We start from the raw sequence: 19,526 nt of genomic DNA on the forward strand, positions 1-19,526 counted from the left end.
GGCCCGCATTGGCGTTGTCGCATCAACCGTCTATGGTCCGGCAAAAGCACTACGTGAGAGCGGCAATCCCGATTTCAATCACCAATGATACGCCGCGCTGAGCGGAACCTGACCCCAAGAGGACGATGCTGATGACGCGCGAATTATTCTGGCTGACGCTGACCGTAATTCTCACCGGCCTGCTCTGGGTGCCCTATGTGCTCAACCGCTGCATGATCCGCGGCATTGGCGGCGCCATGGCCAATCCGTCGCGCAACGACAAGCCGCTGTCCGAATGGGCGAACCGGCTGCTGTTCGCCCATGACAACGCCGTCGAAAACCTCATCGTATTCGCGCCGCTGGTGCTGATCCTCAATGCGGCCGATGTATCGACCCCAACCACCGTGCTGGCTTGCGCCGTGTACTTCTGGTCGCGTCTTGCCCACCTCATCGTCTATGCCCTCGGGTTGCCGGTGTTCCGCACGCTGGCCTTCGTGGTCGGCTTCGGCGCCCAGGCAGTGCTGGCCGTTGCCATCCTGCGGCTGGCGTGATGTGAAACCTCTCCCCGCGCTCGGGAGAGGTTCTCTAAACAACTGAAGTTCATCGACATGATCCACCCGCCGCCGCAGCTCGAAACTGTCGTTCAGGAAATCGCCGAAGAGATGGCTGATCGGGCCGACCGCGGCGAGGTCGCCAGCTACATTCCGGAGCTGGCCGGCGTTGACGCCAGGCAGTTCGGCCTCGTGGTCATCGATGCCTCCGGTAACGTCGCCGCCGGCGGTGACGCTGACGTACCGTTCTCGATCCAGAGCATCTCAAAGGTGTTCACGCTGACGCTGGCGCTGGGCATGGTCGGTGACCGCCTCTGGCGCCATGTCGGCCGCGAGCCGTCCGGCAATCCGTTCAACTCCATCGTCCAGCTCGAGCGCGAGCGTGGCGTGCCGCGCAATCCCTTCATCAATGCCGGCGCCATCGCCGTCACCGACGTCATCCTGTCCGGCCACCAGCCGCGCGAGGCGATCGGCGAAATCCTGCGCTTCATGCAGTTTCTCGCCGGCGACACCTCGATTGTCATCGATGAAACCGTCGCCGCCTCGGAAAAGCGCACCGGCTTTCGCAACACGGCGCTGGCCAACTACATGAAGTCGTTCGGCGTGCTGGAAAATCCCGTGGATTTTACGCTCGGCGTTTATTTCCATCACTGCGCCATCGCGATGTCGTGCCGGCAGCTGGCGATGGCCGGTCGCTACCTCGCTTATGCGGGCCGCAATCCCTCGACCGGGCTGTCCGTGGTGTCGCCCGAGCGGGCGCGGCGCATCAATGCGCTGATGCTGACCTGCGGCCACTATGACGGCTCCGGCGAATTCGCCTATCGGGTCGGCCTGCCCGGCAAGAGCGGCGTCGGCGGCGGCATCATGGCGGTGGCGCCCGGCAAGGCCTCGATCGCGGTGTGGGCGCCCGGTCTCGACAAGGCCGGCAATTCCCACCTCGGGCGCGTCGCTTTGGAGGCCCTTACCCGACGGATGGGCTGGTCGATCTTCGGCATCTGACGTGGCGGCATCTGCTCAAAAAAGAGGGCCGAAACATTGGTGTTTCGACCCTCAATCGCATCTGGTGTACGCAAGTTACGCGGTGGCGGCCTTACAACTGCAAAGCGCATTAGTGCTCGCGAGCCAGTTCGGTTTCGCGACGGTCGTCCTGGATCGCCTGCTCGTGGTACCAGCTGCCGAACGCTTCCGTGCAGATGCTGGGTGCCGCGATCTGCGCAGGCTGCGCATGATTGCGGAAGCCCGCCGCGGCGCGTGGCCTGACGGGGAATTGGTAGATCTTTGCAGATCCAGTGAAGAAGCCCGTAGTCATCTTTGTTTCCTCTCAATACAACTCGTGGTGAGTCATATATTGTAGCAGAATTGCACTTCGATTGCGCGATTTGCCTCCATAAATGCAGAAAATGCCTACAATATGCTCACAGATGCCTTTGCCCCTTTGAGGCGCAGCCATCCGGAGCCAACCGCTTGGGCGATCCCGGGTTCCACGCGAGCAATCGCGCAATCCGGCCCATAGCGAGCAGCGATGCCAAATTTTCCGCAGTGCGGGCCCGCGCAGCGTTGTGCTGCGGAAAACCACTGGAATTAGGCGCGACAATGCGCCGCGGCGGCAGCGTGCGGCCCGAGCATGTCCCGCGGGGGCTAACCGCGCGGACCGCGCGGTGGCAACAAGCCGGCGAAAATCGGCAGCAACGCGCGAAGGTTCCAGCCCCAGAGCCGCTGGTCTCCAATTGGCATATTAAATGCTTGGTAAGGACCGGCCGCTGGTGGTCGGTCCTGTTCCGGTCGCCAGCAAGCTCTCAGGGTTTCCACCCTTCGCATCGTCAACTCTCATGAGAGATCCGCATGACAAAGTATAAGCTCGAGTATATTTGGCTCGACGGTTACACGCCGGTTCCGAACCTGCGTGGCAAGACGCAGATCAAGGAATTCGAATCCTTCCCGACGCTGGAACAGCTGCCGCTCTGGGGCTTCGACGGATCGTCGACCATGCAGGCCGAAGGCCACAGCTCCGACTGCGTTCTGAAGCCGGTTGCGGTCTATCCGGACGGCGCCCGCGAGAACGGCGCTCTGGTCATGTGCGAAGTCATGATGCCCGATGGCGTCACCCCGCATTCCACCAACACCCGCGCCACCATTCTTGACGATGCCGGCGCCTGGTTCGGTTTCGAGCAGGAATACTTCTTCTACGAGAACGGCCGCCCGCTCGGCTTCCCCGCCGATGGCTATCCGGCGCCCCAGGGCCCCTACTACACCGGCGTCGGCTACAAGAACGTCGGTTCGGTTGCCCGCGAGATCGTCGAAGAGCACCTCGACCTCTGCCTCGAAGCCGGCATCAACCACGAAGGCATCAACGCCGAAGTGGCCAAGGGCCAGTGGGAATTCCAGATCTTCGGCAAGGGCTCCAAGAGGGCCGCTGACGAAATGTGGATCGCCCGCTACCTGATGCTGCGCCTCACCGAGAAATACGGCATCGACATCGAATTCCACTGCAAGCCGCTCGGCGACACCGACTGGAACGGTTCGGGCATGCACGCCAACTTCTCGACCGAATACATGCGTACGGTCGGCGGCAAGGAGTACTTCGAAGCTCTGATGGCGGCGTTCGGCAAGAACTGGGAAGCCCACATCGCCGTCTACGGTCCGGACAACCATCTGCGCCTGACCGGCAAGCACGAAACGGCACCGTGGAACAAGTTCAGCTACGGCATCGCCGATCGCGGCGCGTCGATCCGCGTCCCGCATTCCTTCATCAACAACGACTACAAGGGCTATCTGGAAGATCGCCGCCCGAACTCCCAGGGTGACCCCTACGCCATCGCTTCGCAGATCCTGAAGACGATTGCGGAAGTGCCCACCGTCAAGAAGTCGGCCGCGGCGTAAGCCAAAGCAACTGCTCAATGCGAAACGGCCCGGACGCAAGTCCGGGCCGTTTTGCTTTCTTAACCTCTCCCCGCTCTTTTGCGGGGAGAGGTCGACTGGCGAAGCGCAGCGAAGCCAGTCGGGTGAGGGGCGAGACAGACGGCATAAACACCCGCGCTCTCTCGAAGCCGGAGTTCGCAAAGCGAATGACGCTGAAGGCGGAGCGATCAGACTGCTCATACAGAGACTTGGCAGTGTGCCCTGCCCCTCACCCGGCGCTACGCGCCGACCTCTCCCCGCGCAAGATGCGGGGAGAGGTTAAGGCAGGCCCTCAGTCCAGCCCGAGCATCAGCCGCATGTTCTGCACGGCCGCGCCGGATGCGCCCTTGCCGAGATTGTCGAGCCGCGCCACCAGCACCGCCTGGCGGTGCTGGTCGCTGGCGAACACGTAGAGTTCGAGCCTGTTGGTCTCGTTCAGCGCCTCCGGCTCGATTTTTCCGGCTTTGAAAGCCACGTCATCCAAAGGCATCACCGAGACGTAGCTGCTCCCCACATATCGTTGAGCCAATGCCGCGTGCAGATCGGCAGCGGCGGGTTTGCCCGGCAGCGTGTCGAGGTGTAGCGGGATCGAGACCAGCATGCCTTGCCGATAGTTGCCGACCGACGGCACGAAAATCGGCCGCCGCGTCAGATGCGAATACGGCTGCGTCTCCGGCACGTGCTTGTGCTCGAATCCAAGACCGTAAAGCTGGAAGGCCGGCGCGGTGCCATCTTCGAAGTCCTTGATCATCGCATTGCCGCCGCCGGAATAGCCGCTGACAGCATTGATGGTGACGGGATAATCTGCGGGCAGCAGCCCGGCATCGACCAGCGGCCGCAGCAGCGCGATCGCCCCGGTCGGATAGCAGCCGGGATTCGAGACTTTCCGCGCGGCGCGGATCTTGTCGGCCTGGTCCGGCGCCAGTTCGGGGAAGCCATAGGCCCAGTCCGGCGCCACGCGATACGCTGTGGATGCATCGAGCACCTTCGGTCCCGCTGCGCCCATGCTGTCGATCAGTGCCACGGTCTCTTTGGCGGCGTCGTCGGGCAGGCAGAGGATCACGAGATCGACCTCCTCCATCAGCGCCCGCTTGGCAGCCGGATCCTTTCGCTTGTCGTCGGCGATGGTCTTCACCGCCACGTCGCTCTGTCCCGCCAGCCGCTCGCGAATGCCGAGCCCGGTGGTGCCCGACCCGCCGTCGACGAAGACCGATGGCGTCGTCGCGGCGCTGGCGCCGGAGGTTGCGTCCTTCAACATGGTGCTGCTCATCACATGATCCCTTCGGGCGTCGTCATATCATTCATCTGTGTCAGTTCATTCGCGAACAGTTGCGGCCGCAGCGAACGCATCTTGGCCGCCAGCCCCCTTGCTGCAGAATCCGGCTGCGCTGCCAGCGCGCCGGCCACCGCCGCGTAATCGACGTCGGTCTTGTGCTGGTTGAGCTTGAAGCTGCCTTCGACCTCGTCCACCGCCATCACCACGCCGACAATCGCCTTCTTCATGGCCTCGAACCGCCCGGCCGTCATCTTCGCCGACGTCCACGGTGGCTTCGGCAACAGCCAGTTCTCGAATTTGCCGCTGAGCGCGTCAAGGTGCGGGCCAAGTTCGTCGTCTGACATGACCCGCACCGGCCCCGTCAGATGCGCCGCCTGATACAGCCAGGTCGGCACCTGGTCCGGCGACGCATACCAGTCGGCGGAGACATAGGCATCGGCGCCGGTCACTGCCATCACCCAGGGCGACGCGCCGTCCGCCAGCTTCAGCAGCGGATTGTTCCGCGCCATGTGAAACGCCAGAAGCGGCGTGCCGTCCGCGGCGTAGTCGACGCAGAACGGCAGCGCTGAAGCCACCGGCTTGCGGCCGTCCCACGCACAGACGGTACCGAAGCCGCGCGCTTCCGCGAACGCCAGAGCGGCGGCGCGGTCGGGCTTGAATGGCGGTGGCGTGTACATTGCGAGCTCCTGCTGGGTAAGGGGCCGTCGGATCAGGTCGCGTTGTTTGGAAGCAAGCTGCCGCGGACCGGATCCGGCGGCAGTGGGACGATCTAAACGCGAACGCCTGCACCTGCCGCGGGAATGCGGCGGCGACGGGCGATGTTGCTGGTAGCAGCGTTGATCATGGGCGCGGTCATAAGGCCGCGCCCATATTTCGTCAAGGCGATCAGATCGCGGGGCTCCACGGCGCCGGCACCAGCCGGTAGCCGTTGCCGTCTTTCTCGACAAAGCCGTTGGCCGGGAACGGGTAATGGAAGCCCTGCACCCGCATGCGGTCGGCCACCAGCATGTCGTAGACCTTGCGCCGCGTGGTTTCCGCCTGCGCCGGATCCTGGTCGAACATCAGGTGCCAGCCCGGATTGGTGACAAACAGCGACGGATGGTTGGTGACGTCGGACTGGATGAACAGCTTGTCCGAGCCCGACGACAGCACATAGGAGGTGTGGCCCGGAGTGTGGCCGACCGACTCGACCGCCAGCAGGCCCGGCACGACGTCCTTGCCCCACTCATAGGGCGTGACCTTCTTCTTCAGCCCGTCGACGAACACCTTGCGGTTGCTGACGAACAGCCCCTTCATGCGCTCGCTGGCAGCCTTGCTCATCTCGCCGTCGTCCATCCAGTATTTCCATTCGGCTGCCGGCACGAGCACTTCCGCATTGGGGAAGGCCAGCGAGCCGTCGGCCGCGAGCAGGCCGTTCACATGGTCGCCGTGGAAATGCGAGATCACCACCATGTCGACGGCCTTGGGATCGATCCCCGCGGCGGCCATGTTGGTGGCGAACTGCCCGACCTTGCCCTTGCTGGCGGCGAAGGCGCCCGGCCCGTTGCCGGTGTCGATCACCACCAGCTTGCCGCCGGTATTGATCACCAGCGGGGCAAAATGGATGGTCATCTTGTCCTTGGGCATGAAGGCCTTCTCGAGCGCGGCGTTGACCTCGTCCTTCTTGGCGTTCAGCACCAGCGTGTCGGGCAGCGGAAACGTGTTGGCGCCGTCGGAGATGGCATTCACCTGGGCGTCGCCGACATTGTAGCGGTAGAAGCTGGGCGCCTGCTTGTCGGCGAGCGGTGCGGCGGCGCGTGCGGTCTTGGCGGCGAACAGCGGCGCTGCAGCGAAAGCGGCGGCTCCGGCGAGGGCCTGGCGGCGTGACAGATTCATCGTGCAGTCTCCATCTGGTCTTGGATATCGCCCCGCGCATTGCGGGTCGTCTTGGTGACGTTCGGTATCTCGCGGGCACACGAGCAGTTGCTCCGTCCGCCGGTCAACCCCCGCCTCCCCAGTTTATTCCGGATCAAAAGGTCGCAGGCCTCAGACCGTTCGCCAGATCCATTGCGCGATCAGCGAAATCACGTCGCCGAACAGCAACAGCACGGCCGACCACACAAGCGCCGAGACGAAATTCGCGATCTGGAACCGCCAGTACGGCATCTCGAAAATGCCGGCGGCCAGCGGCACCGAGGCACGCAGCGGGCCGAAGAACCGGCCGATGAAAATGCTCGGCACGCCCCAGTTCTGCACGAAGGCTTCGCCGCGCAACAGGATGTCGGGATAGCGCGACAGCGGCCATATCCGGGCGACCTGATGCTTGTATTTGAAGCCGAACCAATACGACAGCCAGTCGCCCAACGCCGCGCCAACGCCGCCGGCAATCCACACCGGCCAGAAGCTGATACCGCTGACCCCGATCAGTGCGCCGATTGCTACCAGCGCCCCCCAGGCCGGGATCAGCAGCGAAATGAACGCCAGCGACTCGCCGAACGCCAGCACCAGCACCAGCGGCGCAGCCCAGGCTTGATGCAGGCGCACGAATTCGATCAGACCGTGCACCATGCCGTCCATGCCGTGATGTTCCTTCCGCGGCGCCGAAATTTCGGCGGTACCGCTGAACCTATTTGCCCCGCCTGCGTCTCAGGACAGGTAGACCGGCTGCCCCGATCACAGCAAGTCACAACACGAATAGCGATCGGGCGCTGACCTTCATCTCTCCAGAAGCGAACAAGAGGAAAGTGATGATCGGATCGCTGATGATGCGCGTGAGCGCGGTGCTGTTGCTGGTCGGCATGCTGGCCGGCATCGTGATGGGAATCCAGCAGAATTTCCTGCTCGGCCCGGCCCATGCGCATCTCAACCTGGTCGGCGGCGTGCTGCTGTTCCTGGTCGGCCTGTATTACCGGCTATTCCCGGCGGTCGGTCAGACCACCCTCGCCCGGGTCCAGGGCTGGCTGCACATCATCGGCGGCATCCTGTTCCCCGCCGGCATTGCCCTGGCCATCGGCGCCAGCCACGCCTGGGAGCCGGTGGCGATCGTCGGCGCCCTGATCGTACTCACCGCCATGGCGCTGTTTGCCGTGGTGGTGTTCCGGGCCGAACGTAAGCGGGTCATGGAAGTCACCGGCCGGACCGCCAGGGTCAGCGCGGCATAACCCAAATCGACCCGGCAAAACTCACGGGACGACAGCCTCTTGGATCGCTCGGCTGAAGCGGAGGGAAGAGTTTATGAAACCCAGCTTTCGGTAGAAGACATGCGCCTCTGTTCTGGTCACGGCGGTGGTCAGTTCCAGAACGCTGCAACCCGCCTGCCGTGCGAGGAAATCGCCGGCATCGATCAATGCCCGACCGATTCCGCCTCCCCGTCCCCCATCACGCACCACCAGCGCGGTTATCCGTGCCACGGGTTCGCGGAGGTGGAGCATGGCGGAGAATTGCAAAGCGATCAGTCCGACAACCTCGTCGTGCCGGGTCGCGACAAGAACCGGATCCGTGCCTGAGGCGGCAAGCAGATTCAGGCGGGCCTGCACATCCTCGGCGCTGAAGTCGTAGCCGAGTTGACCGAGCAGTTCCTGCACCGCCAGCCGGTCTTCTGACGTTACGAGACGGGTGCGGATCATGAGGGCCATGCCGGTCTGAGGTATTATGGGGAAGCGATAACCAGGCCGCCATCGATTGTCCATGCGATCGCTGCAGGCCGGCGCGGCGGCGGGCGGTGGCGTTGACCGCCCTGGTCATGCTACGGGCACGACACCCGCCATCTCTCGAGGGCCCCGATCACATTGCCAACGTAACCGTGGCATAGTCAGGGAAACCGATTCGCCGCCGCTGCGCGCAACACATAAAGACCCATGACGAAGCCATTGAAATCAAACGCTAAAGACGATCTGTTTCAGGGCGCCGCGCCGAAGGCAGCCACCGCTTCGAAGGCGCCCTCCCGCGCTGCAACCGCCGAGGATGGCTACACCGCTGCCGACATCGAGGTGCTGGAAGGCCTGGAACCGGTGCGGCGCCGGCCTGGCATGTATATCGGCGGCACCGACGAGAAGGCGCTGCACCATCTGTTCGCCGAGGTGATCGACAACTCCATGGACGAGGCGCTGGCCGGGCACGCCTCCTTCATCGAGGTCTCGCTGAGCGCGGACGGCTTTCTTACGGTGATGGACAACGGCCGCGGCATCCCGGTCGACCCGCATCCCAAGTTCCCGAAGAAGTCGGCGCTCGAAGTCATCATGTGCACGCTGCATGCCGGCGGCAAGTTCGACTCCAAGGTCTACGAGACCTCCGGCGGCCTGCACGGCGTCGGCGTGTCCGTGGTCAACGCGCTGTCCTCCCTGCTCGAGGTCGAGGTCGCCCGTAACCAGCAGCTCTACAAGATGACCTTTGCCCGCGGCATTCCGCAGGGCAAGCTCGAGGACCTCGGCAAGGTCCACAACCGCCGCGGCACCACCATCCGTTTCAAGCCGGATACCGACATCTTCGGCGCCAAGGCGGCATTCAAGCCGCAGCGTCTGTTCAAGATGGCGCGCTCGAAAGCCTACCTGTTCGGCGGCGTGAAGATCCGGTGGAAATGTGATCCCGAACTGCTGAAGGGCATCGAGGGCGTGCCGTCCGAGGACGAGTTCCACTTCCCCGGCGGCCTCAAGGACTATCTGGCAGCCGCTATCCATGCCGACACCCTGGTGCATCCGGAGATATTCTCCGGCAAGTCCGGCCGCAACGGTGCCCACGGCGCCTGCGAATGGGCGGTGGCCTGGACCGCCGACGCCGACGGCTTCATGTCGTCCTACACCAACACCGTGCCGACCCCCGACGGCGGCACCCATGAGGCCGGCATGCGCAGCGCCATGCTGCGCGGCCTCAAGGACCACGCCGAACGTGCCGGCCAGAGCAAGCGCGCCGCCACCATCACCTCGGAAGACGTCATGGTCGGCGCCGCCGTGATGCTGTCGGTGTTCGTGCGCGAGCCGGAATTCCAGGGCCAGACCAAGGACCGCCTCGCAACCGCCGAGGCCCAGAAAATCGTCGAACAAGCCATCAAAGACCCGTTCGATCACTGGCTGTCCGGCAATCCCGTCCAGGCCAACAAGCTGCTGGAATTCGTGCTCGAGCGCGCCGACGAGCGGCTGCGCCGCCGCGCCGAAAAGGAAACCTCGCGCAAGACTGCGGTGAAGAAGCTGCGGCTGCCGGGCAAGCTGTCCGACTGCACCAACACCGCCACTGAAGGCTCGGAACTGTTCCTGGTCGAGGGCGACTCGGCCGGCGGCAGCGCCAAGCAGGCGCGCGACCGCAAGACCCAGGCCATCCTGCCGTTGCGTGGAAAAATCCTCAACGTGGCCTCGGCCACCAAGGACAAGATCACCGCCAACGCGCAGATCTCCGACCTCCTGCAGGCGATCGGCTGCGGCACAGGCGTCAATTATCGTGAAGAGGATCTGCGCTATTCCCGCGTGATCATCATGACCGACGCCGACGTCGACGGCGCACATATCGCCTCATTGCTGATCACCTTCTTCTATCGGCAGACGCCGAAGCTGATCGACGAGGGCCATCTGTACCTCGCTGTGCCCCCGCTCTACCGCATGACTCACGGCAGCAAGACCGTGTACGCCCGCGACGAGGCGCATCGCGACGCGCTGCTGAAGAGCGAGTTCAACGCCAACGCCAAGGTCGATATCGGCCGCTTCAAAGGCCTTGGCGAGATGATGCCGGCGCAGCTCAAGGAGACCACCATGGATCCCGCGAAGCGCACCCTGCTCCGCGTCAACCTGGCGGACATCGACCGCGAAGACACCGCCGACTCCGTGGAGCGCCTGATGGGCACCAAGGCCGACGCCCGCTTCGCCTTCATCTCCGACAAGGCGGAATTCGCGGACGAGGATCTGCTGGACGTTTAGCGGAGCGCAGCCTCTCAGTGGGTAGGTAAAGCGCCTTGCGCCGCACCCACCTTCACGCGTTCACGCTGCCGTGCCTGTCTTTCCGACCTTTCGCGCCCGCTCCTGACCAGCCCTTTGCGCGACTGGCCGCCTGGCGGGCGAACCGGCGACCAACACCTGTTGGCGCCTTTGCGGCGCAAGGCGCCTCAAGCGTCCCTATTTCCAACATCCGGAAGCCCCCCGCAGATCCCTGGTCGCACCGCAAAATTTGAGGTGCGCGCCTCATTACGATGGACAGCAGATGCAAACCCGATAAGCTGCACGTCGAAGTGGCCGCAAGCAGCTACTCAATCGTCAAAAAACGGCAAGGGAGAGCGAGACATGAACCGGATCTTACTGGCTGGTACGGCTGCGATTTTCGCCCTGGCAAGTGTCAGCGGAGCACAGGCCGCGGACAAGAAGACGCTGGCCTTCGTGGTCAACGGCGCCTCTGATTTCTGGAAAGCCGCGGAAGCTGGCGTCAAGAAGGCCCAGGGCGAACTGCCGAATTACACCCTGACATTCAAATATCCCGAACAGGCCTCGGCGGCGATCCAGATCAGGCTGATGGACGATCTGGTCGCGGCCGGTGTGGCCGGCATCATGGTCAGTTCGGCCGACCCCAAGACCTCGAGCGAAGCCCTCAACCGCATTGGCGGCCAGGTTGCCCTCTTCACCACCGACAGCGACGCGCCGGAGACCAAGCGTGTCGCCTATATCGGCTCCAGCAACACCGACGCCGGCAAGCAGGCCGGTCGGCTGGTGCTGAAGGCGCTGCCGAACGGCGGCAAGTGCATGGGCTTTGTCGGCCTGCTCGGCGCCGACAACGCCAAGGAGCGCATCCAGGGCGTCAAGGACACCATCAAGGGATCCAAGGTGACGCTGGTCGACGTGCGCGGCGATGACATCGACCAGACCCGCGCCAAACGCAACGTCGAAGACACCCTGACCGCCAATCCCGACATCAACTGCATGATCGGCTTCTATTCGTACAACACGCCGCGGATCTACGAGGCGCTCAAGGATGCCGGCAAGCTCAAGCAGGTCACCATCATTGGCTTCGACGAAGATCCGATCACCCTGGGCGGCGTCAAGGAAGGCACCATCGCCGGCACCGTGGTGCAGCAGCCCTATGAGTGGGGCTATCAGGGCATGAAGGACATGGCCAAATATCTCGAAGGCGACAAATCCTTCATCCCGGCCAACAAGCTGATCATCATCCCAACCAAGATCATCGAAGCGTCGAACGTCGATGCCTTCTGGGCCGAGCTCAAGCAGCGTCAGGGCAAATAGCGCGATGCGGCGGCCGCGGGTCTGCCGGCGGTCGCCGTTCGCCATCCCTTCTTCGCAACTTCCTATCCACGATGCGGATACGGCGCGGCCACGCGCAGGCAATGAGGCATGCAGCAACCCATCCTCGAACTGATCGGCATCAGCAAATCCTATCCCGGCGTGAAGGCGCTCGCCGAGGTCAGCCTGTCTGTGGCGGCGGGCGAGGTGGTCGGGCTAATCGGGGAGAACGGCGCCGGCAAGAGCACGCTGATGCGGATCCTGGGGGGCGTCACCGAGCCCAGCGCGGGACAGATCAAGCTGCGCGGCCAGCCCTACGACCGGCTCACCGTGCGCGAGGCGATCGACAATGGCATCGCCTTCGTCCACCAGGAACTCAACCTGTTCGATAATCTCGATGTCGCTGCCAACGTGTTCTTCGGCCGCGAGCCGCTGTCGTTCGGGCCGCTACAGCTGGTCGATACCAAGACGATGGTGGCGCGCACAAAACCCCTGCTCGACCGGCTCGGCGCGGATTTCAGGCCCGACACGCCGGTTTCGGAGCTTTCGCTCGCACAGCGCCGGCTGGTCGAAATCGCCAAGGCGCTCTCGCTGGGTGCGCAGGTCGTCATCATGGACGAACCGACGTCCAGCCTGACCCTGACCGAAACAAACCGCCTGCTGGCGATCGTCGGCGAACTGAAGACCGCAGGCGTCAGCGTCATTTTCATCACCCATCGCCTGCACGAGATCGAGCAATGCGCCGACCGCGTCGTCGCGCTGCGCGACGGCAAAGTGGTGGGGACGCTGCAGAAGACGGAGATCGACCACGACCGCATGATCCGTCTGATGATCGGCCGCGACCTCAGGGCGCTATACACGCCGCCGAAATCCGCCCGCGGCGACGAGATCCTTGTGGTCCAGAACATGCGCACCACCACCTGGCCCGGCTGCGCCGTCAATTTTTCGCTGCGCCGTGGCGAGATCGTCGGCTTGGCGGGACTGGTCGGCTCCGGCCGCACCGAACTTGCGCGCACCATCTTCGGCATCGACCGGCCGCTCGGCGGGACGATCGAAATCTCCGGCCGGCCATTGAACGTCGCATCGCCGCGCGATGCCATCGCGCATGGCATCTACCTCGTCCCCGAGGATCGCAAGCAGGCCGGCCTGATCCTGGAGGACGATATCACCGGCAATATCTCGTTGCCGAACCTGAACCATTTCGCGAAGGCCTGTCTGCTCAATCGCCATCGCGAGCAGGACACCGCGAAGCAACAGGCGAAGGCGCTCAACATCAGGGCGCCCTCGGTCGCCAGCGTGGTCGGCACCCTCTCAGGCGGCAACCAGCAGAAGGTGGTGCTCGCAAAATGGCTGGCCATGTCGCCGAGCGTGGTGCTGTTCGACGAACCGACGCGGGGGATCGACGTCGGCGCCAAGAGCGAGATCTACACCTTGATCCGCGCGCTCGCCGATGCCGGCATCGCGGTGCTGATGATTTCCAGCGACATGGAGGAAGTGATCGGCGTCAGCGACCGCATCCTGGTCATGCATGAGGGCGCCATCAGCGGCGAACTCGATCGCCCTCAATTCTGTGAACACAATTTGATGCAGCTTGCCGTGGGCAAGTCCATGAGTTCGGAAGCGACATGCTGAAAAAAGATCTAGGGCTCCTGGTCCTCATTCTGGTGGTCGGCACCATCGTCGCGATCATCAACCCGCGTTTTCTGTCGCCGATCAACCTGGCCAATACCGCCAACCTGATCGGCCTGTTCGGACTGTTCTCGCTCGGCGAGGGCCTGGTGATCATCACCGCCGGCATCGACCTCTCCATCGGATCCGTGTTCGCCCTGCTCGGCGTGATCTTCGTCGACCTGCTGGTGACCTACGACCTGCCCTGGCCGGTGGCGGTCCTGGTCATGCTGGTGGCCGGGACATTGATCGGGCTGATCAACGGCTTTCTGATCACGCGGATGCGCCTGCAGCCCTTCGTGGTGACATTGTGCGGGTTGTTGCTGTATCGCGGCATCGCCCGCTACTACACCAATGACGGCACCGCCGGATTTGCCTTCGGGCAGAGCTTTCCGACATTGGAGTGGCTCACCACCGGGCGCAGCTACGGCGTGCCGCACACCTTCATCGCCTTCGTCGTCATCGCGCTGGCGATGGCCGTGCTGCTGCATCGCTCGGTGTTCGGCCGCTATCTGTTCGCGGTGGGCCGCAACGAGGAGGCGGCGCGCTATTCCGGTATCCGCACCGGCCGCGTGGTGCTCGCGGCCTACGTCATCTGCGGCCTGCTCGCCGGCCTCGCCTCGATTTTTCTCACGATGTACACCCGCTCGATCTCGCCGGCGTCGCACGGCAATTTCTACGAGCTGTACGGCATCGCTGCGGCGGTGCTCGGCGGCTGCTCGCTGCGCGGCGGCGAAGGCTCGATCATGGGCATCGTGCTCGGCGCCATCCTGCTGCAGATCCTGCAGAACCTCGTCAACCTGCTGGGCATCCCCAGTTCGCTGAATTTCGCTGTGATGGGCGCGGTGATCCTGATCGGCGTGCTGGCCGACCAGCAGTTCAAGGATTATCGCCAGCGACGGAGCGTTGGCCGCGAGAAATCGTAGGGTGGGCAAAGGCGCCCTTGCGCCGCCGATCATGCGGCTCGCACGATGTTTAACGCTTGAAACCATTCCCGCCCTCCTCTCGTATCTCCCTCATGCGCATCCCCTTCCTGACCCTCGGACTACTCGCTTTGCTCATTGGCCTCCTATGGATCGGCCAGGGCACCGGTTACGTGAACTGGCCGCAGTCCAGCTTCATGATCCAGCAGACCCAGTGGGCCTGGTACGGCGCCGCGCTGGCCGCGGTCGGGCTCGGCCTGATGGCGCTCAGCCGTCGGTAGGCGGCCTCTTCCTTCCGGTCGCCGAGACCGTCATGATCGCACCAACCGGATTCGCAGGACGAAATCCGGACGATCAATCGGCCGGGGGCGACACGCATGACCAATCCACTGTTCGATCTCACCGGTCGCGTGGCCATCGTCACCGGCGGCAATGCGGGCATCGGCCTCGCCATGGCGCGCGGACTGGCCGAAGCCGGCGCATCGGTGGTTATCGCCGACCTCAACAGTGCGAATTCGGAACAGGCGAAGGCCGCGCTGGAAATCTCCGGTCGGCCGGTGCTGGCGCTCACGACTGACGTCACGGTGCCCACATCGGTCGCGAACATGGTCGCGGCGACCGTGAAGGAATTCGGCCGTGTCGACATCCTCGTCAACAATGCCGGCATCAGCATCGCCGCCCCGGCGGAGACCATGACGCTGGCGGAATGGCAGAAGGTCATCGACGTCAACATGACCGCGCCGTTCCTGTGCGCGCAGGCGGTGTATCCGGCGATGAAGGACGCGGGCGGCGGCAAGATCATCAACATCGCCTCGGTGCTGGCGATGCTTGGCGCCGGCGGCGCCGCGAATTACGCCGCCAGCAAGGGCGGCATCCTGCAGCCGACGCGCTCGCTGGCCGCTGCCTGGGCCATCGACAACATCCAGGTCAATGCCATCCTGCCCGGCTGGATCGACACCGAACTCACGCTACGCGCCCGCGAGCGGCGGCCCGAGCTGCACGACCGGATCCTGGCGCGCACCCCGGCGAGCCGCTGGGGCCGACCGCAGGACCTTGCCGGCGCCGCGGTTTTCCTGGCTAGTGCAGCCGCGGATTTCGTCAACGGCGCAGCGCTGACCGTCGATGGCGGCTATTCGATCATGGGCTGACGGCAACGGAGACAACGCGATGACTCAAGGACCCTTCGACCTCACCGGCCGCGTCGCCATTGTCACCGGCGGAAATGGTGGCATCGGTCTCGGCATGGCCCGCGGCCTTTCCGACGCCGGCGCGACGCTGGTTATCGTCGGGCGCAATCAGGCGAAGTCGGATGAGGCCGTCGCCACGCTTACTACCCACGGCGGCAAGGCGATCGCCGTCGCCGCCGATGTGACCGATGCCGCCGCAGTGGCCGCCATGATCGCGCGCGTCCAGGATGCCTATGGCCGCATCGACATCCTCATCAACAATGCCGGCATGAGCATCCGCAAACCGCCGGATGTCCTCAACCTCGCGGAGTGGGAAACGGTGATGAAGACCAATCTCACCAGCGCCTTCCTGTGTTCGCAGGCGGTGCACCCGGCGATGAAGGCCAACGGTGGCGGCAAGATCATCAATATCGGTTCGATGATGTCGATTTTCGGCGCGGCCTATGCGCCGGTCTATGCCGCCAGCAAGGGCGGCATCGTGCAGTTCACGCGCTCCTGCGCCTGCGCCTGGGCGGCCGACAACATCCAGGCCAATGCGGTGCTGCCCGGCTGGATCGACACCGAACTGACGCAGAACGCCCGCAAACAGGTCGATGGCCTCAACGACCGCGTGCTGGCGCGAACGCCGGCGGGGCGCTGGGGCGCCGCCGGGGACATGGCGGGGATCGCGGTGTTCCTGAGCTCCGCGGCATCGGACTTCGTCACCGGTGCGGCGATCCCGGTGGACGGCGGCTACTCGGTGATGGGCTGACGCGGCTGGCCACCATCCGCTATCGAATTGAGACATGTCAAATCGGCGATGGCTCGACCAGGCTAGGCATGGACGATCGAATGTCGTGAGAGCGTGGTCCCCGGAGTGAGCTACTCAACTCTCGCTTGGTTGTTCGTGGCGGCAGTTGCAGTTCACAACGCCGAAGAGGCGATCTGGCTACCGGCATGGTCGCAAACGGCCGGGAAATGGCACCCCGCAGTAGGAAGTAGCGAGCTTCGGTTTGCGTTGGCAGTGTTGACGGTCCTTGCTGCGGTCGCGGCCGTTCTCGCTCATTTGCAGGGCAAGCAGAGTGTTGGAGCCTACTTGTTGTGTGGCTACGCATTGGCAATGCTGCTGAATGTTGCTTTCCCGCACGTCCTGGCGACAATGGTTATGCGCCGTTATGCTCCGGGGACTGCAACTGCTGTGCTCATCAATTTGCCAGTCACCACAATGCTGCTGCGAGCGGCATTGGCGGAGGGCTACATTGACAGCAGCACGTTCGTTTGGGCCGGGCCGCTGGTCGCGATCGCCATCGTTGCCCTCATCCCCGTTCTTTTCAGCGTTGGGCGAGCGATGAACCTGCCGCGATAACTCTAGTTGCGCACCAGCACGGCCGGCGGCAGCCAGTTGAAGTGATAGTTGACGCCGCCTTTCACCAGGTCGAGAGAACGGCCGCTCAGCTCGATATTCTCCAAGAACACGCCGCCCGGACTGCGCGCCGCCACGGTCGTGCTGTCGAACCTGATATGATTGTATTCGAGCTTGGCGGCCCAGTTCGGCGCGAACATGTATTCGATGCCGGCGCCCAGCACGTAGCCGACACGGTCGACCTTTGCGGTGCGTTCGACAACGGCGCCGGTTGCCGACGTTGCCCAGGCGCGATCCCCGCCCCAGGCAAAGCCGCCTTTGCCATAGACCAGAAAGTTGCTCCAGGCATAGCCGATCTGGCCGGTGCCGGTCGCAAGTCCTTCAAGCTTGGTGCTGCAGCTGAAGATCGCGAGCGGGCAAGGCGTGGTGCCCTTGATGTCGGTCCAGTCCAGGCTGCCCTCGATGCCGAACACCCAATTGCTGACCGGCAGCTGGAAGTGATAGCCGATCACCGCGCCGGCCAACCCGCCCGATGTGTCAAAGCGGCTGGTTCTGCTGAGCGGCCCCGGGAAGAACAGTTGATCGGTGCCCCAGCCTTGGCCACCCTCGGCGCCGATGAACAGGCCGCTCCAGTTGGTGTTGACGGGGAGCGATGCCGCCTTCAGCGCCGGCACCGGAAACGACAGGTCCGCGGCGCAGACGCCGCCGGCGGCGCCGAGGCCGATTGATAGTGCGGACATGAAGACGAGACTGACACGTCGGGGCATACGCAACTCCTGCCATCGAACGGCTGACCAGCTTCGCCCAAAATGACTCCGTCGCTGAAGTTGCGATAAAAAATACTTGCAACCTAAGCGAATTTGTCGGTGACGGTTGCAGGATTGCCACAGGAGCCCAGGCGCTGACGATTTTCAGCGGCGAAAACTCTTGATCTCCGACACGCTGCCGTCGCGGAAGGTCAGCTCGACCGACACCGATTTGGTCGTGCCCGGCAGCTTCATGTAGGTCTGCGCCTGGGAGGGGATCGACATGGGATCCTTCATGTCGCAGGGCGGCAGCTTCAGCAGCTTGTCCGGCACCGCGCTGTCGATGCCGATCCGTGCCTCGCGGATCGCGCAGCGGAATGACAGCAACTGACTATAGTACACCAGCAGGCCGTTATAGTCGCGGAACGACAGCCAGCTTGAGGCGGTCATGTCCAGGATCTTGCGCTGGTCGCGGATCAACGCGGCTTCCGGATCGAAGCGGATCGGAAACGGGCCCTGCAACTCGCCGGACGCGTCCACATAGCGCAGCCGAATGGTGGCGGCCGGCGCGTCGGCATCGAGCTGGATCGACGGATTGGGCATCCGTTTTCGCGTCCGCGGATCCAGCGTGTCGAGAAAGCCGGTCTCCTTGAACTCGGCCGTATCGTTCATCCGCCAGGAAATCCCCAGCGTCGGATCGGCGATGGAGAAGGTGACGCTCCAGCCGCCATTGTGGCGCGAGAAGTTGGCGATCGGCGCGTTGACGGCCTCGTTGGTCGGCGCGGTGCGCGGCGCCACGGGCGGCAGTGCTGCCAGCTTCTGCACGGGTTCCGGTTTTGCATCGGCTTGCGCGGCGGCGCCATTGAGGAACACGTCGTCGACCATCTGGTCGAAATACACCGGCACCTGCTTGTGGCGCACGGTCTCGGCCATCTCGCTGACCAGGCGGCGGGTGCGCTGCGCCACCTGCACCAGGTTGGCGCCGGGCGTCTCGAGCTGCTTGACGAAGGTGCGGGTGAATACCGAATTTGGATTGGCGTCCTGGTCGGACAGCCGGTCGAGGGCGGTCTGCCGCGGTCCGGCCGAGAAGATCGAGAACACGCCCTCGGGCAGCGTGGTCATCGGCGCCAGCCCGCCGCCTCCGGCCACGGCGCGGGTGCCGGCGCGCTCGAACGGATTGTTGCGGCAGGCGTCGAACACCAGGATGGATGTCCGCGCGCCCTTGTTCTGCAGCCGTTCGACGATGCGGTCCGCCAGCATGGAGGCGTCGCGTACCAGTTCTTCCTGACCCTCGCTGGCCGCCGGCACGTCGGTGGGCAGCAGATAGTTCTGTCCGCGGATCTCGAAGCCATGACCGGCGAAGAAGAAGAACGCGGTGTCGCCCTTCTCCACCGATGCGTCGAATGCCTGCAGGGTCTGGCTGAAACCCTGCCGTGTCTGGTTCTCCGCCACCATCACCTGGAAGCCGAGCCCCCGCAGCGCATCGCCCATGGTGCGGGCGTCGTTGACGGCTTTCTGCAGCTTCGGGACGTTGCGGTAGTCGTTGTTGCCGATCACCAGCGCGACGCGCTTGTCGGCGAATGCCGGTGCGGCGAAGATCGTGAGCGCGAAGGCCAGGCCGGCCGATGCCAGGAACCTGATCGACAAATTGGGCATCGTGATATCCTCGTCCGCAGCGGATATCCTCATCCGCAGCCTGTCCCGCAGTCCTGCCTTCGTCGGCCCCCAAATGCAAACGGTTCACAGCGCATAGGCCTGCCGCGCGG

At 64.1% G+C, this 19,526-nt stretch carries 20 protein-coding genes; 12 read left to right on the forward strand and 8 right to left on the reverse strand.

From position 1 onward, the window contains the following. The first annotated feature begins 131 nt into the window (after positions 1-131). A complete protein-coding gene (locus ACUXVA_RS22445; RefSeq protein WP_265078310.1) occupies positions 132-530 on the forward strand; it encodes an MAPEG family protein in 399 nt (132 codons plus the stop codon). A 57-nt stretch (positions 531-587) separates the two neighbouring features. Further along, positions 588-1,529, forward strand: coding sequence for a glutaminase (locus ACUXVA_RS22450; RefSeq protein ID WP_265078309.1), 942 nt, complete (start codon positions 588-590; stop codon positions 1,527-1,529). 109 nt (positions 1,530-1,638) lie between these two features. On the opposite strand, the gene ACUXVA_RS22455 is transcribed toward ACUXVA_RS22450, so the two are convergent. After that, positions 1,639-1,839 (reverse strand): DUF2735 domain-containing protein, encoded by a 201-nt coding sequence (locus ACUXVA_RS22455; protein ID WP_265078308.1) that lies wholly within the window; start codon positions 1,837-1,839, stop codon positions 1,639-1,641. A 533-nt stretch (positions 1,840-2,372) separates the two neighbouring features. Between ACUXVA_RS22455 and ACUXVA_RS22460 the strand changes: the two genes are divergently transcribed. Then, positions 2,373-3,410, forward strand: a complete 1,038-nt coding sequence (locus ACUXVA_RS22460; protein WP_265078307.1) for a glutamine synthetase beta-grasp domain-containing protein — start codon at positions 2,373-2,375, stop codon at positions 3,408-3,410. A gap of 310 nt (positions 3,411-3,720) precedes the next feature. Here ACUXVA_RS22460 and argC read toward each other — a convergent pair whose 3' ends face one another. The 4 genes from argC to ACUXVA_RS22480 all read right to left on the reverse strand — a co-directional run bounded on the left by argC (position 3,721) and on the right by ACUXVA_RS22480 (position 7,260). Continuing rightward, positions 3,721-4,698, reverse strand: coding sequence for an N-acetyl-gamma-glutamyl-phosphate reductase (gene argC / locus ACUXVA_RS22465; RefSeq protein ID WP_445488184.1), 978 nt, complete (start codon positions 4,696-4,698; stop codon positions 3,721-3,723). Continuing rightward, entirely contained in the window at positions 4,698-5,381 is a 684-nt protein-coding gene (locus ACUXVA_RS22470) for an FMN-binding negative transcriptional regulator (RefSeq protein ID WP_265078305.1), read from the reverse strand. Before ACUXVA_RS22470 ends, argC begins: the two co-directional genes overlap by 1 nt. Before the next feature lie 208 nt (positions 5,382-5,589). Next, positions 5,590-6,579, reverse strand: a complete 990-nt coding sequence (locus ACUXVA_RS22475) for an MBL fold metallo-hydrolase (RefSeq protein ID WP_445488187.1) — start codon at positions 6,577-6,579, stop codon at positions 5,590-5,592. 150 nt (positions 6,580-6,729) lie between these two features. Beyond that, on the reverse strand, positions 6,730-7,260 hold the full coding sequence (locus ACUXVA_RS22480; RefSeq protein WP_445488189.1) for a DedA family protein: 531 nt from the start codon (positions 7,258-7,260) through the stop codon (positions 6,730-6,732). Between the two features lie 170 nt (positions 7,261-7,430). Here ACUXVA_RS22480 and ACUXVA_RS22485 point away from each other — a divergent pair, with 170 nt between their 5' ends. Then, positions 7,431-7,844, forward strand: a complete 414-nt coding sequence (locus tag ACUXVA_RS22485; RefSeq protein WP_265078303.1) for a hypothetical protein — start codon at positions 7,431-7,433, stop codon at positions 7,842-7,844. Positions 7,845-7,865: 21 nt separating this feature from the next. Here ACUXVA_RS22485 and ACUXVA_RS22490 read toward each other — a convergent pair whose 3' ends face one another. Further along, a complete protein-coding gene (locus ACUXVA_RS22490) occupies positions 7,866-8,318 on the reverse strand; it encodes a GNAT family N-acetyltransferase (RefSeq protein WP_265078302.1) in 453 nt (150 codons plus the stop codon). A 222-nt stretch (positions 8,319-8,540) separates the two neighbouring features. Between ACUXVA_RS22490 and parE the strand changes: the two genes are divergently transcribed. The 8 genes from parE to ACUXVA_RS22530 all read left to right on the forward strand — a co-directional run bounded on the left by parE (position 8,541) and on the right by ACUXVA_RS22530 (position 17,017). Next, positions 8,541-10,586: a DNA topoisomerase IV subunit B gene (gene parE / locus ACUXVA_RS22495; RefSeq protein WP_445488192.1), complete on the forward strand. Its 2,046-nt coding sequence runs from the start codon at positions 8,541-8,543 to the stop codon at positions 10,584-10,586. A 360-nt stretch (positions 10,587-10,946) separates the two neighbouring features. Continuing rightward, positions 10,947-11,897: a sugar-binding protein gene (locus ACUXVA_RS22500; protein WP_445488194.1), complete on the forward strand. Its 951-nt coding sequence runs from the start codon at positions 10,947-10,949 to the stop codon at positions 11,895-11,897. Positions 11,898-12,005: 108 nt separating this feature from the next. Continuing rightward, positions 12,006-13,526, forward strand: a complete 1,521-nt coding sequence (locus tag ACUXVA_RS22505) for a sugar ABC transporter ATP-binding protein (protein WP_445488196.1) — start codon at positions 12,006-12,008, stop codon at positions 13,524-13,526. Next, entirely contained in the window at positions 13,520-14,488 is a 969-nt protein-coding gene (locus tag ACUXVA_RS22510) for an ABC transporter permease (RefSeq protein ID WP_445488198.1), read from the forward strand. The genes ACUXVA_RS22505 and ACUXVA_RS22510 overlap by 7 nt, the downstream gene beginning before the upstream one ends. 92 nt (positions 14,489-14,580) lie before the next feature. Next, entirely contained in the window at positions 14,581-14,766 is a 186-nt protein-coding gene (locus ACUXVA_RS22515; RefSeq protein ID WP_265078299.1) for a hypothetical protein, read from the forward strand. A 96-nt stretch (positions 14,767-14,862) separates the two neighbouring features. Next, on the forward strand, positions 14,863-15,633 hold the full coding sequence (locus ACUXVA_RS22520) for a glucose 1-dehydrogenase (protein WP_445488200.1): 771 nt from the start codon (positions 14,863-14,865) through the stop codon (positions 15,631-15,633). A 19-nt stretch (positions 15,634-15,652) separates the two neighbouring features. Continuing rightward, positions 15,653-16,423, forward strand: a complete 771-nt coding sequence (locus ACUXVA_RS22525; RefSeq protein WP_265078297.1) for an SDR family NAD(P)-dependent oxidoreductase — start codon at positions 15,653-15,655, stop codon at positions 16,421-16,423. A gap of 105 nt (positions 16,424-16,528) precedes the next feature. Continuing rightward, entirely contained in the window at positions 16,529-17,017 is a 489-nt protein-coding gene (locus ACUXVA_RS22530) for an HXXEE domain-containing protein (RefSeq protein WP_265078296.1), read from the forward strand. A gap of 2 nt (positions 17,018-17,019) precedes the next feature. Here ACUXVA_RS22530 and ACUXVA_RS22535 read toward each other — a convergent pair whose 3' ends face one another. Both ACUXVA_RS22535 and ACUXVA_RS22540 read right to left on the reverse strand, forming a co-directional pair. Further along, positions 17,020-17,781: an outer membrane protein gene (locus tag ACUXVA_RS22535; RefSeq protein ID WP_265078295.1), complete on the reverse strand. Its 762-nt coding sequence runs from the start codon at positions 17,779-17,781 to the stop codon at positions 17,020-17,022. Between the two features lie 144 nt (positions 17,782-17,925). After that, positions 17,926-19,416 carry a caspase family protein gene (locus ACUXVA_RS22540; RefSeq protein WP_445488203.1) on the reverse strand — a complete coding sequence of 497 codons (1,491 nt, stop codon included), beginning with the start codon at positions 19,414-19,416 and terminating at the stop codon, positions 17,926-17,928. Between the last annotated feature and the right edge of the window lie 110 nt (positions 19,417-19,526).

Source organism: Rhodopseudomonas sp. RCAM05734 (assembly GCF_052658035.1).